Source organism: Candidatus Competibacter denitrificans Run_A_D11 (genome assembly GCF_001051235.1).
GTDB lineage: Bacteria > Pseudomonadota > Gammaproteobacteria > Competibacterales > Competibacteraceae > Competibacter_A > Competibacter_A denitrificans.
Window position 1 is genome coordinate 75,190 of record NZ_CBTJ020000027.1, and the last position, 13,553, is coordinate 88,742.

A 13,553-nucleotide genomic window follows, 5' to 3' on the forward strand; every position below is an offset into this window, starting at 1 on the left:
CATGGGCAGACGTAACGAACACACTCGCGAAGAGCTACGCGAAATCTCTTTGCGGGCAGCGGAACAGCTAGTAACCGCGCACGGTTTGGATGGCTTGAGCGCACGCAAAGTCGCTTCGGCCATCGGTTATACCGTCGGCAGTTTGTATATGGTATTCCGCAATCTCGACGATTTGATCCTCCAAATGAATGAGCGAACGCTCGATCAATTGTACGGCCGGCTGGCAGATGCCGTGAGCGGCGAGGAACCGTCCATCGGCTCGATTCGGGCCTTGGCACAAGCGTATCTAAGATTTGCCCTCGCCGAGACCAACCGGTGGTTGGCTCTCTACGAGCACCGTATGCCGGAAGGGCAAATCGCGCCGGATTCCTTCAGCGAGAAGGTGGCGCGGATGTTCGAACTGGTGCAACATCATCTCGCCCTGCTATCACCGCACCGACCACCGCAAGATATCGCCTTAGCGGCCCGTGCCCTGTGGAGCAGTATCCATGGCGTTTGCGTCCTGAGCCTGGATCGAAAATTGGAAACCATCGGTGGGCTGCCGATGGAGGAAGTCGCGGCCTCGTTACTGGATAATTATCTGGCCGGTTTCGTCGGCTCGACCCCTAGCTGAGCTGCACGGCATAGGCGAAGCCAACTGCCAAGAGCTTTTATCCTACAAGCCTGCGCTTTTTTGGGATCTGCCATGCGCCCCGTCACCCACGATTTGATGAGCCGCGAAGCAACCGACTGGCATCAGCAAGGACTGATCGACCGCCCATTGCTGGATCTGCTGCTGCAACGCTACGCCCGGCGCGGTGAAATGCTTACAACGCTGCTGAAGTGGTTAGGCGTGTTCGCTATCGTCCAGCTTGGGTTGGCAGTCCTGGCCTCGGTTGCATTACTGGCGGACTCAGCGACGTTTGCGGCGACGCTCCTGGCGCTCACCAGCGCCGGTTTATGGTACGGCGGGGTGCGGATGGCCACCGATCCCCGTCGGCTTTATCCCTATACCGGTGCAATTCTGGTGACTGCGAGCTTGGCTGGCGTATTCGGTAGCCTCCTGCTGGGGTTCATCGCCACAAACGGCCCGATTGAGCACATACCGGTGCCGACTTTTATGTTGCTAACGGGCGCGCTCGGCGCCCTGACGGCCTATCGCTATCACTTGCGTTGGCCGCTGCTGCTGGCACTGCTGCTGTTCTTTCACGGACTGGGGGCTTGGCACAGCTACGGCGGCCACGGCGCCTATTTCGCCGATATTCAAGACCCGGAATTGATGGCGGTGATCGCACTCGGCACGATTCTGCTCGGCGTCTGGCACGAGCGGCGGCTAGAGCTTGGTCCATTACGACGGTGCACCGGCTTCGGTGGGCTGTACCTGATTTTCGGCCTGCTGTATCTGAATCTGTCGCTGTGGTTTTTGACGTTGCCGCAGGGACCGCTGACTTGGGTGCTCGTCTTCACCGCCGCCGCCATCGGCCAGATCGTCGCCGGTGCCCGCCTGCACGATGCCCGTTTTACTGGCTTCGGTATCGTCTTTTTAGCGATTAACCTCTACACCCGTTACTTCGAACACTTCTGGGATCAGCTATCGCTTGGCGTCTTTTTGCTGGTCGGCGGCGCGCTGGCGATGATTCTCGGTTACCTGTTTGAGCGCTGGTCGCAGCTCATACCTTCAGAGTCGGCCTGATGAATCCGCACTCTCGCAATCGCCGCGTGCGCCGCGAGTTGGATGAACTGCTGCGCGAGGGCGTCATTGATGCCACTCTCCATGGTCAGCTGCTTAGCGAACGTTACCCGACCCGTGGTTGGGACTGGCGCTCGCTGGGGCGCTGGTTCCTGATCTTTGGGGCAATCAGTGTAATAGCAGGGCTAGGGATTCTCGGCCGGAAATGGTTTGACTTCACCCTGACTAAATTGGCGCTGATACAGGCTATCGCCATGCTAGGCAGCTTTGGCGGCGCGCAATGGATCAAGCGTGCTTATCCCGCCCTGGCGTGGAGTGCGACCAGCGTGGAACTGTTGGGCGGCTTGGGACTGATCGGCTTGACCTTCACTTTGGGCGCGATTTTTTCCACCGGCTCCGGTAATTGGCCAGCCTTGCTGCTGATTGATTTGCTGCTGTTGCTCGCTTTGAGCTATGCGCTGCGTAATGCCCTGCTGTTAGTATTAAGCGCCATCGTGTTTTTCTGCTGGTTTGGCGGTTTTACCGGTTATGCCTCTGGCTGGGGCGCTTACTGGTTCGGCATGGGCTATCCGTTGCGGTTCCTGATGGCGGCGGTGGCGATCATCGCTATTGCGGTGATCCACCAGCAGAGCGAAAAAGGCGTACTCGCGCCATTTCGCGGTTTTTTCAAAGTCTGGCTCTCCAGCGGGCTGTTTTTCGCGGAAATGGCGCTGTGGTTGCTGTCACTGTTTGGTAATTTCAATCTGGAAAATCACCGCTGGCATTTGACCAATGGCACTGAGTTATTTCTGTTCAACGCGCTGTGGGCTGTTCTTAACGTGGCGCTGATCGGCCTCGGCGCCCGATTTTTCATGCGGATGCTGACCGGCTACGGCGCGACTTTTCTCACCATTCAGATTTACACACTGTTCTTTGCCCATTTGGCCAAGGATTTTGGTTTACCGCTTAGCTTGCTGATTGCTGGTGGCAGCGCACTGGGCTTGACGTTTTATCTGGAACGACGGCGGCGCGAACGGCGTCACGGCCCTGTGCATAAGCTTCCAGCCTGACGCCATGCGCCTGTTGCACACCGCCGACTGGCACCTCGGTCAAACGTTTCATCAATTCGAACGCGGCTACGAGCACCAACGCTTTCTCGATTGGCTGTTGGAGACTTTGGCGGCCGAGGAAATCGATGCCCTGCTGATCGCTGGGGATATCTTTGATAACACCAATCCTTCCGCCGTTGCCCAACGGCAGCTTTACCGCTTTCTTGCAGCCGCCAAGCAGCGTTTACCTCGGCTCGATATCGTCATCATCGCCGGCAATCACGATTCGGGGGGACGGCTGGAGGCGCCAGTGCCGTTGCTGGAGGGATTCGACATCACTGTGATCGGCCATACCACCCGCGATCCTGCGGGTGCGGTTGAATTGAACCGACTGGTGATTCCTCTACACGATAGCGATGGTGCAATCGCCGCCTGGTGTCTGGCGATCCCCTTTCTGCGGCCGGGTGATGTGCCGCGTGTCGCAATCGACGGCGACCCGTATCTGCAAGGTATCAAAGCGCTCTACCAACAGACGATGGAATGGGCCGTCAATCGACAAAAACCCGGGCAAGCCATCATCGCGCTCGGCCACTGCCACATGACCGGTGGCCAGCTTTCGGAAGAGTCCGAACGACGTATCCTCATCGGCGGCAGCGAAGCCTTACCGGTCAGCCTGTTCGACCCCGCTATGACCTATGTCGCACTGGGCCACCTGCATCGTGCGCAAAGGGTCGGCGGCCAGGAACGGGTGCGCTATTCCGGCAGTCCGCTGCCAATGTCGTTTGCGGAAATCCATTATCCTCATCAAGTGATCCGGGTTGATCTTGAGGGCGGCCTGCTAAGAGAGATCAAACCGATTTCCATTCCTCGCTTCGTCGAACTGCTGCGCGTTCCCGCACAACCGGCCCCGCCGAATGAGGTATTAGACCAATTGGCCGCGCTCGACCTGGCCGACGCACCGCTCGAAACCCAGCCGTATTTGGAAGCCCGTGTACTCTTTAACTCTCCAGAATCCGGCTTGCGCACCCGGATTGAGGCGGCCCTGGATGGTAAGCCGGTTCGGTTTGCGCGTATTGAAAGCAACTACCGGATTGAAACTGGGCGACCTGGCGCCGACAACCCACAATCGCTGGATGAGTTGGAGCGGTTACAACCCGACGAGATTTTCAAGAAACTGCATTTACAGCAATACAGTACGGAACCGTCCAGTGATTTGTTGGAGGCTTTCAGGGAATTGCTACTGGCTCCCGACGAGGAAGCCAACCCATGAAGATCCTCGCCATTCGTGGCAAAAATATCGCCTCACTGGCTAGTGAATTTGAGCTGCGTTTCTATGAGGAGCCTCTCGTCTCAACCGGCCTATTCGCTATCTGCGGGCCGACTGGCGCCGGTAAAAGCACCCTGCTGGATGCGCTGTGCTTGGCGCTTTACAACAACACACCCCGTTTGGCTAAAGCGAGCGCACGCGGTGTCAATCTGCCGGATGTCGGCAAAGAGACCGTTACCCCACGCGATCCAGGCAACCTATTGCGACGGGGTGCCGGTGAGGGTTATGCCGAAGTCGATTTCGTTGGCAACGATGGAATTGAATATCGGGCACGTTGGAGTGTCCGCCGCGCGCGCGGCAAAACCAGCGGTAAGCTCCAGAGCGTCGAAATGGGCCTACGGCGCTTGGATGACCAACAAACGCTCGGCAGCGGCAAAAGCGAAGTTCAGCGCGAAATCGAACAACGGCTCGGCTTGTCGTTCGAACAATTCACTCGCGCTGTACTACTAGCGCAAAACGAATTCGCCACGTTTCTGAAAACCGATGACGATGAACGCGCCGCGCTACTGGAAACGCTGACTGGCCTAACGATCTACACCCGCCTTTCTATTCGCGCCCACGAACGCGCCAAAGTGGAACAGGAGACGCTAAGAGATTTACAACGGCAACTCGGCGACCAACAACCGCTCTCTGCCGAACTCCGCGAGCACTGGCAAAATACCCTGAATACGACTCGCGCTGAAGTGACGACGCTAGAGCACCGAAAATCCGAACTGGCTCAGCACTTGCGCTGGCACGACCGCTGGGAGGAGCTAAAACAAACCGAGCAGCAAGCTCAAGTTGCGGTACAAAATGCCCAAGCACTCCAACACGCGGCCCTACCTCGCCAAAACCATTTCAAGCACGTTGAAGCCGTCCAAGACGCTCGCTCCCTCATCGTCGATCTGGAGCGCGCGAACGAAGCCGTTACCACCCTCAACCAAGCAGTCTCGACTGCAGAGGAACATCTCTCCGAAGCCCAATGTACCTGCCAACAGGCAGAGGGCGCTCTCGCCCTTGCAGCACAAGCCGTCGCCACCGCTGAACTAGCCAAAACTGAGGCAAATTCGGCGCTTGAATGTGCCAAGCTCCTTGATGCCGAAATCAATACGCTCACAACTCGCCATCAAGAAGCTGCTAAAGCTCACGACGAAGTGCGCGACAGCACCGACCAGGCAAAGCAAAAATTAACCGATACCCAAAGTAAACATGATCAAGCCCTCATCGCACAGCGAAAGACCCAAGCGTGGTTGGCTGCCCATCATGGCTTAAAACGCTTGGCCGAAGAATGGCCTCGTTGGGATACGCTGTTCGATCAAGCCACTAAAATACAAAACGAGTTACTCGAAAACGAACGGCTCATCGCAGATCACAGCACGGAAACAGCAAAACAGCAGCAGGCGCGTGATGCGGCAAACGAGTCGCTTAGCCAAGCCGAAATCGTGCTCCAGAATGCGGAAAACGATCTGCAAACCGCTTCTCAAGCGCTTGCTCAGTTCGATCCAGATCAACTCGCTGAGCGCCGCACTCGCATCGACAATGATCGTGAACAACTCACCAGCGCCGAGCGGTTATGGGTAGCCTTAACCAGTACAATGGCTCGACAGCAAGAGCTGAGCAGCGAGTCTGTCCACCTACAGGAAAAGCTGGCCGGTACTGAAAGCGAGCTGGTGCACATTGCCACGGTAAAACCACAAACCATCGCCCGGCTGGAACAGGCGAAACAATCGCTCACTATCGCCGAAGCCGCCTGTGCCAAAAGCGTCGAGACCCTAAGAGAACAATTGCAGACCGATACACCTTGTCCGGTCTGCGGTGCGACCAAACACCCCTACGCCTTGGGCGATGCGCCCTCCCGCGCCATGCTGGCTGATTTGGAACTACAAGTGGAAACCTGTCGTCAAGCAGTCGCCGATCTGGACAGTCAAACTGCGACAGCGCAGGCTAACAGAGACAACAGTCAACAGCGTTTGCGCGAACTGACGACCGAACAGAGCAAGTTCACCGGCGTCATTCAAAAAAATACCGCAGAGCTACAAGCCCATCCACTAGCAGCCACGCTTGATTCTATTCAACCGGCCGACCGTGCAGCCTGGTTTGCTGAGTACCATCAATTCGTTAATCAACATCTGATAAAGCTTAAAGCGGAGGAAACCACTCATCGGCAGGCTGGTAAAAAGAAAACGACGGCGCAAGACGTGCGCGACCGCGCCCATGGACAACAAGCAACGGCACGAGATGCGTTAAACCAAGCCCAGATTCAGTTCGACCGCACCATTCAGATTCTGCAAGCCGCAACGGCTCGCCACAACGAAATCACCAAACGGCTGAACGCCTTATTGCTTGAACTGAGCGCAGTAGGTAACGACCCCGATTGGCAACAGGCTTGGCGCACCGATCCGTTGGCGTATCATCGCAGCCAGCAGCAACACGCTGAACAGTGGCGCAGCCAGCAAAAACGTGTCGAACAACTCACAGCCGATCTCAGTGGTCTCGCTATCGAAATCAGCGGCTTTACTCGCATCGTCGAAGAAAAAACCAGGCAACTGAACCGTGCCGCTGAGGAATTTGCCAAGCTTGACCAACAGCTTGCAGAAAAACACGGCCAACGGCAGAGCTTGTTCGAGGGCCGTTCAGTAGCGGAGGTGGAAGCCGCATTGGCTGATGCGATTGCAAACACCAAGACCCAATACCAACAGAAAGACACGGATCGCCAAGCTGCTACCAATGCCCAGGCCAGCGCTAGCGCCATACTGATGCAAACCCAGGACGCTGCCAGCAAGAGCCGACAAACCGCCGAGCAAGCGAGTGCCGTATTGGAGCGCTGGATCGACCAATTCACCATCAGTCACCCCGCCGAACCGGTCGATAGAGAGCGACTGCAAACGCTGCTCTCGCACGACAAGGCTTGGCTCACGCAAGAGCGTGCGGCATTACAAGAGCTAGCTGATGCCGTTCGCGACGCAGAAACCACGCTGCGCGAACGGCAATCGCAGCGGCTGGATCACGAACGTCAACGGGCCAGTTCGGAGTCGAAGGAGTCGATTGAAGTCGAGCAAACTCAAATCACCGATGATCTTGAACGCGCCAAACAGCGGGTGACTGAAGCCGAACTCCATTTGCGGCAAGACGACGAGCGCCGCCAACGAAACTCTGCTTTAGAACATGCTATCGCAGATCAAGACGCCAAGGCCAAGCGCTGGAATGATTTGGATGACTTAATCGGTTCTGCTAAAGGCCATAAATTCCGCGATTACGCGCAAGGCTTCACCCTTGATATCCTGCTTGGCTATGCCAATCACCATTTGCACGACCTTAGCCGCCGCTACCGATTGGAGCGAGTCGAAAATAGCTTGGCTTTGATGGTCATTGATCAGGATATGGGTGACGAGCACCGCTCGGTGCACTCGCTCTCCGGCGGCGAATCCTTCCTGGTCTCTCTGGCGCTGGCGCTCGGCCTCGCGTCGCTCTCTTCCAATCGGGTTCGCGTGGAATCACTGTTCATCGACGAAGGCTTCGGCAGTCTGGACGCTGAAACCTTGCGCGTGGCAATGGATGCTCTGGACAATCTACAAGCCCAGGGTCGCAAGGTGGGCGTCATCTCCCATCTTCAGGAAATGACCGAACGGATCGGCGTACAAATCCAGGTACGCCGTCAGTCGGGAGGAAAAAGCTGCGTCGAAGTCGCTGAATTCTAACCGGTCGCTATTGGCCGAAAAATGCCTCTACCCGCTGCAAATCGCGGGTTCGCGGCATGGGCGGCAAGCTGTCCAAAAAGACGCGCCCATAGGATTTGCTGATCACGCGCGGATCGCCCAACACCAAGACCCCGCGATCCGTCACGTCCCGAATCAGCCGTCCAGCCCCTTGCTTGAGAGCGATCACCGCCTGGGGCAGTTGATAACTCACAAACGGGTCATCGCCCTGCCGGCGCAGAGATTCAATGCGCGCTTGCAAGACCGGATCACCGGGCGCGGCGAATGGCAACCGGTCGATCACCACGCAAGACAGTGCCTCGCCACGCACATCGACCCCTTCCCAGAAACTGGCAGTGCCCAACAACACCGCGTTACCCAGCGCCCGAAATTCACGCAGCAACGCCGCCTTCGGTGCCTGGCCTTGGATCAACAGCGGATAGTCCATACGCCCTACCAACCAGCCTGCCGCCTCCTGCAACGCTCGGTGGCTGGTAAACAGGAGAAACGCCCGTCCCCGGCTGGCGAACAACACCGGCAATACAGCCTCCAGCAAGGCGGCGGTATACTGCGGCGAGGCTGGATCGGGTAAGCCTGTGGGGTGGTAGAGCAACGTATTGCCGACGAAATCAAACGGGCTATCCAAGCGCAAAGCGTCGTAATCGTCTAATCCCAACCGGGCCGCAAAATGGGTGAACGCATCGCCAACCGCCAACGTCGCTGACGTAAAAACCCAAGCGCTGGGCTGCGTTCCCAATCGGGCACGAAAGGTGTGGGCAATGTCGAGCGGTGTTAAGCTCAAACCAAATCCACGCCCGCGCGTCTCTAGCCAGCGCACGCTATCCGGCTGTTCTTCCATCCCGGTTAATAACGCCAAACGTGCCGCTAAATCCTCGCTACGCCGATAGCAACTCTCTAACCCTTTGCCGCGTGGGGCCGCTTCTTTGAGCGCTTCGCGTAACCGCTCCAGCGCGTCGGTCGTCCTCTCAACGGCTTCACGAATCGATGACCGACCGGCCACCTCCCGCCACAATACCCGACGATCCCCTAAACCGAGCGCCTCGCGCAACATCGCCACCGCCGGGTCCAGCGCTTCAGCCCGCCGCCGCAAATCCACAAAATCCGCTGCGTCACGCAACTGCTCGACCACGGTATCGCGGGCAAGCTCGCTTAATTGATACCCGCTCAAGGATTTACCGAAGAAATGGCTGGCGATTTCCGGTAGTTGGTGCGCCTCGTCGAGAATCACGATCTCCGCACCTGGCAGCAGCTCGGCAAAACCAGTTTCCCTAAGCGCCATGTCAGCGCAAAACAAATGATGGTTGATGATCAATACATCGGCTGCCGATGCTTCGCGGCGAGCCTTGGCAAGAAAGCAGTCAGAGAATTGCGGGCAGTCTTGCCCCAAGCAATTATCAACGGTCGATGTTACGCGCGGCCAGAGTGCCGAGGTTTCCGATACCTCGGCCAGTTCGGCAATGTCACCGTAGCGGGTACGGCGTGCCCAAGCCCGCACACGGCGCAGATCGGCCACCTGTTCGCGGGTAGCCAACCGGCCGCTCTCTTCGATGGTTTGTAAGCGGTACCGGCACAGGTAATTGCTGCGTCCCTTCAAAAGGGCGATTCGCGCCGAAACCGCCAACGCGCGCCGGACGACGGGTAAATCCAGCTGATAAAGCTGATCTTGCAGATGGCGGGTACCGGTGGAAATGATGACCCGAGCACCGGCCAATAACGCCGGCACCAGATAAGCGTAGGTTTTACCGGTGCCGGTACCGGCTTCGACGACCAGCATCCGGTTCTCCGCCAAGGCGGTGGCAACCGCTTCGGCCATTTTCTGCTGGGACAGGCGTGGTGCGAAGCCAGGGATCTGTTTGGCCAGGGGACCCTTTGGCCCCAGGAGTGCGGCGACGGTCGAGGTGGCGTGCGTTGCCAGGACCGCCAATCCTCAATGAGACAACTGTACGGCGTGGGCTTCCGCCTCCTCGGCACCGGCCCTGTTTCCGGCAGCCTTCCGCGAGGCACCGATCAATTTCCAATTACGGGCTTGCAGCGCCCGATTATCACCAGCCAGGTTATTGGATTTGGTCGCAAGCGATTCGGCCTGCTGGTACTGGCCTTGATGCAGCCGGATTTGCGCCAGATCATACCAGATGCCAGCGTTGCGCGGCTCAATGCGTAGCGCACGCTCCAACGCGGCACCCGCTTTATCCAACTGTTTGCTCTTCACGTATTTGTCGGCGCTTTCCAGTAGGGCGACGACCGCCTGATTGCCCTCACGAGAAATCTCTGCGGGCGGTAAATCGGCCGGTGGGGTAGCCGGCGCCGTAGGCCGAGCGGGCCGTGCTACGGGAACAGGGGCCGGCGCCGGTTCTGGCGTCGAGGCAGCGGGGGGGGTCGTCATGGCCACCGTGGCATTGGCTGGAGCAGGCGCACCGGTCGGTGCGGCGGGTACCGGGTTGGGGGCCGGCGGCATGGGCGGCGCGGTCGGTGGCTTGATGGTCGGTGCCGCCGGCGGTACGACCGCCACTTGAGGCTCTGGCAAAGAACCCGGCGCCGTGGTATTGGATCGCCTGGTCGGTGCAGCGGCAGCGCCCGGTGGATAGCTGGGCGGCCGGTACTCCGCACCCGCATAGGGCGCAGGGCTTGGCTGGCTATAGGTCGGCTCAGGCTGAGCAGGATAAGGCTGCGGTGCTACGCCATTACCGGGATCGGCATAAGTCGGAACCGGGGCTGTTGGTTGATAAGTGTCGGTGATGGCTGGATCAGCGGATGCGTACTCTCTCGGCAGCAACGGATCTTCCTCAGGCAGCGGCTCAAGCGGCGCTTGCGGCGGCGGATAGGGCTGCGGCGGTCGGCGCGCGGTACGATCCACCACCGGAGCCTTGGGAGTCCGTTTGCTGGTATTGGATTGAGAGTAATAGGGCATGGTACCGCAAGCCGTGATTGATACCATCGCCAGCGCACTCAGCCAGGCTTTATACAATGTCTTCATTCGGTTTTCCTCTCACGGACTCGGCGGTTCGGGCCGATGACCGGCGAATCGCAACGCCATCGGCCAATGATTTTACTCTACCTTTTCGTCATCCGTATCGCCGCATAGCCAATAACGCAATCCGCGCCACTGCGCTACATCAAGCTATTCAGTGTTAAAGTCGGCGCACTCGTCATTCCATCAGGTTCTGGAAAAAGTCGCTCGCCTCTCCCGAATCCCGCTCAGCACCTCTCTGGCGTGAGGAGCGACCGCCACCATCACTACTACCGCCACCGCCACTCTCAGATCGCTTGGCAACCTGCCGTACTGGCGGTGGACTGCCGCAGGAACCCGAACTCTGTGGTTCCGATCCGGCCAGAAACGGTACTCGCTGCCCGATCCGGCATCCTTGGCTGAGTCGCAAACCGTTACGGGGATTAACCCATACTTCCTCGACCCCGGCTGGGGGTGGTGCATCCAGCGGTTCGAGCTTCAAGCCGGCCATCAAATTCATCCACACCCGTAAGGCACCGCTTGCACCGCTGAACCCGGTCGGCTTGTTATCATCACGCCCTAACCAGACTACGGCCAAACGGTCGCCACTAAACCCGGCAAACCAGGAATCACGATAATCATCGGTGGTACCGGTCTTACCGGCGATGTTCAAATCTGGCGACAGTTTGCTTTTCATAGCGCTGGCCGTTCCCGCTTTTACCACCTGTTGCATGGCGTTAGTCACCAGGTAAGCCGGCCCTGGATCGACCGCCTTCTCCACTTCCAAGGCGTAATGTTGCAGCGAACGGCCATTGGCATCGGTCACTTCGCGGATCGCGCGCAGCGGGATGCGGAATCCACCGCTGGCAATGCCCTCGTAAACTTGCGCGATCTCGAACGGTGACATGTCCACCCCACCCAACAACAGCGACGGATAAGGCGGCAGATCCCGGTCAAGCCCCAGCCGCTGGAGCATTTTCACCACGTTAATCACATCCATGTCCAAACCCACCCGTACCGCCGGAACATTGTAGGAGCGGGCTAAAGCATCGCGCAGAGTGACCCGACCGTGATAGCGCCGGTCGTAGTTGGCCGGCGCCCAACGCCGGCCACCCTGGGTATAGACCAACCGGCTATCGTTCAACAGGGTGGTCAGGGTATAGCGGTCGGGGTGCTCCAGTGCGGTCAAATAAACCACTGGCTTGAGCAGCGAGCCAGCCAGCCGCTGGGCATCCAACGCTCGATTAAAACCGATAGTTTTCGGTTCGCGGTCGCCGACCAGGGCCAGCACTTCGCCGCTGGGGGTGTCGGCGATGATCGCGGCCCCCTGCAAGGGCCGCGCTCTGGGCTGGCTGCGCTCCAACGCCGGCAGACTGTTCTCCAGCGTGTTCTCGGCGGTAGCCTGGATGCGCGGATCGAGCGTGGTGAAAACCCGCAGCCCTTCTGTCACCAAATCTTCCGCTTTGTAGTATTCGCGCAACTGCCGCTGCACCAGATCGAGAAAGCCCGGATACGCTGTGATGCCGTTACTGGCTTTGGGCGTGACATCCAGAGCCGTTTCCTTGGCAAGTACCGCATCCTCCGCGCTGATCAGATTTTGCTCGACCATCACATCAAGCACCAGCGCACGCCGCTCCTTGGCGCGATCCGGGTGCTTGCGCGGATCATAGAGTGACGGCCCCTTCACCAATCCCACCAACAACGCTAATTGATGCAGTTCCAGCTCTTCAAGCGGGACGCCGAAATAAAACAAACTGGCCAAACCGAAACCGTGGATCGACCGGCTGCCATCCTGCCCCAGATAGAGGGCATTAGAGTAGGCTTCCAGGATGTCGTCCTTGCCGTAGCGCGAATCAATCAAAACCGCCATCAGCACTTCGTTAATCTTGCGTTTCAGAGTGCGCTCGTTGCTCAGGAACAGATTTTTCACCAATTGCTGAGTGAGCGTACTACCACCCTGCACAGTGCGCCCGGCCCGCAAGTTGGCCAGTAATGCCCGGAAGATACCCTTGGGGTTAACCCCAGCGTGCTCGAAAAACGACCGATCTTCGACCGCCAGCAACGTATCCACCAAAACCGGTGGTAAATCCTTGCCTTTCAGCAGGATGCGGTCTTCATAGCGGGAGGGATAGATACCGGCGATTTCGGGAGGATCAAGCCGTAGCAAGCCGGGTTTTTCCCGCTCATCCAAGCTCAGTAGATCGACCAGGATATTACCCGCGAACACGACCCGGATCTTGCGCACCGGCTCGGTGCCGTCCCAGAAGGTAAAATCGCGGGTCATCACCTCGAACGTCTCACCCTGCCGTAGATAACTACCCGCCTTGGAGGGTGATTCAGCACCACCTGGCGGCGGTACGCACGCTTCTGCGGGCGGGGTTTTCGGCTTACGGCGCAATCGGCGCTTACCATTATCGCTGGGCGGAGGGGTCGGCTCTATCGGGCAATTCACATCGCGATAATTCAACAGCTTAAGCTCACGTTCCAGGTTATCGGCGCTCAGCGCCATTCCTTCAAACAGCTCCAACGGTCGCGCATAGACTTTGGCCGGCATCGCCCAGCGTTTTTGATCGAATTCAGCGCGGATCACCGCATCCAAATACAGCATGTAAATCCCCAGCCCGAACGCTCCTAACAGCGCCCCACCCAGGGTGAGCGAGAAGATGAGCGAAAATAGCGAGCGCACTGCGCGTATCGGGCGTTTCTTAGCGGTGCCGGACGATTGACGTATGGCCATACCTTTCCCAGTTAATTCTCAGTCCACCCATAGCGGGCAGCGTGCAAACTACCTTACCCAAAAACCCCAAACGTGGGTTTTTAGGGATTTTAACAGCCTAAAGAAGCGCAATGGCTATTATTCGCAGACCGTTCGCTGCCCCAAATAGTC

Annotated in this window: 8 protein-coding genes; 5 read left to right on the top strand and 3 right to left on the bottom strand. The window is 58.2% G+C overall.

Going from position 1 to position 13,553, the window contains the following annotated elements; genetic code table 11:
• Window position 1 precedes the first annotated feature (1 nt).
• From BN873_RS05195 to BN873_RS05215, 5 genes are all read left to right on the top strand, one after another.
• Window positions 2-613 (top strand): TetR/AcrR family transcriptional regulator, encoded by a 612-nt coding sequence (locus BN873_RS05195; protein WP_048671332.1) that lies wholly within the window; start codon window positions 2-4, stop codon window positions 611-613.
• 72 nt (window positions 614-685) lie between these two features.
• Window positions 686-1,672: a hypothetical protein gene (locus BN873_RS05200; protein WP_048671334.1), complete on the top strand. Its 987-nt coding sequence runs from the start codon at window positions 686-688 to the stop codon at window positions 1,670-1,672.
• Window positions 1,672-2,718, top strand: a complete 1,047-nt coding sequence (locus tag BN873_RS05205) for a hypothetical protein (RefSeq protein ID WP_048671336.1) — start codon at window positions 1,672-1,674, stop codon at window positions 2,716-2,718. Before BN873_RS05200 ends, BN873_RS05205 begins: the two co-directional genes overlap by 1 nt.
• A 4-nt stretch (window positions 2,719-2,722) precedes the next feature.
• Window positions 2,723-3,967, top strand: coding sequence for an exonuclease SbcCD subunit D C-terminal domain-containing protein (locus BN873_RS05210; protein WP_048671338.1), 1,245 nt, complete (start codon window positions 2,723-2,725; stop codon window positions 3,965-3,967).
• Complete coding sequence (locus BN873_RS05215) at window positions 3,964-7,701, top strand: AAA family ATPase (protein ID WP_048671341.1); 3,738 nt, start codon at window positions 3,964-3,966, stop codon at window positions 7,699-7,701. Before BN873_RS05210 ends, BN873_RS05215 begins: the two co-directional genes overlap by 4 nt.
• 7 nt (window positions 7,702-7,708) lie before the next feature.
• Here the strand turns inward: BN873_RS05215 and BN873_RS05220 are convergent, their stop codons facing one another.
• The 3 genes from BN873_RS05220 to mrcB form a co-directional block, all read right to left on the bottom strand.
• Window positions 7,709-9,643 (bottom strand): DNA repair helicase YoaA, encoded by a 1,935-nt coding sequence (locus tag BN873_RS05220; protein WP_242434372.1) that lies wholly within the window; start codon window positions 9,641-9,643, stop codon window positions 7,709-7,711.
• A 3-nt stretch (window positions 9,644-9,646) separates the two neighbouring features.
• A complete protein-coding gene (locus BN873_RS18730) occupies window positions 9,647-10,693 on the bottom strand; it encodes a tetratricopeptide repeat protein (protein WP_053085242.1) in 1,047 nt (348 codons plus the stop codon).
• A gap of 172 nt (window positions 10,694-10,865) precedes the next feature.
• Window positions 10,866-13,403: a penicillin-binding protein 1B gene (gene mrcB, locus BN873_RS05230; protein ID WP_048671345.1), complete on the bottom strand. Its 2,538-nt coding sequence runs from the start codon at window positions 13,401-13,403 to the stop codon at window positions 10,866-10,868.
• Between the last annotated feature and the right edge of the window lie 150 nt (window positions 13,404-13,553).

Bases quoted from the DNA above. Each gene is read 5' to 3' on its own strand.
- BN873_RS05195 (WP_048671332.1), top strand. From the start codon at position 2: ATGGGCAGACGTAACGAACACACTCGCGAAGAGCTACGCGAAATCTCT.
- BN873_RS05200 (WP_048671334.1), top strand. From the start codon at position 686: ATGCGCCCCGTCACCCACGATTTGATGAGCCGCGAAGCAACCGACTGG.
- BN873_RS05210 (WP_048671338.1), top strand. From the start codon at position 2,723: ATGCGCCTGTTGCACACCGCCGACTGGCACCTCGGTCAAACGTTTCAT.
- BN873_RS18730 (WP_053085242.1), bottom strand. From the start codon at position 10,693: ATGAAGACATTGTATAAAGCCTGGCTGAGTGCGCTGGCGATGGTATCA.
- BN873_RS05205 (WP_048671336.1), top strand. From the start codon at position 1,672: ATGAATCCGCACTCTCGCAATCGCCGCGTGCGCCGCGAGTTGGATGAA.
- BN873_RS05215 (WP_048671341.1), top strand. From the start codon at position 3,964: ATGAAGATCCTCGCCATTCGTGGCAAAAATATCGCCTCACTGGCTAGT.
- mrcB (WP_048671345.1), bottom strand. From the start codon at position 13,403: ATGGCCATACGTCAATCGTCCGGCACCGCTAAGAAACGCCCGATACGC.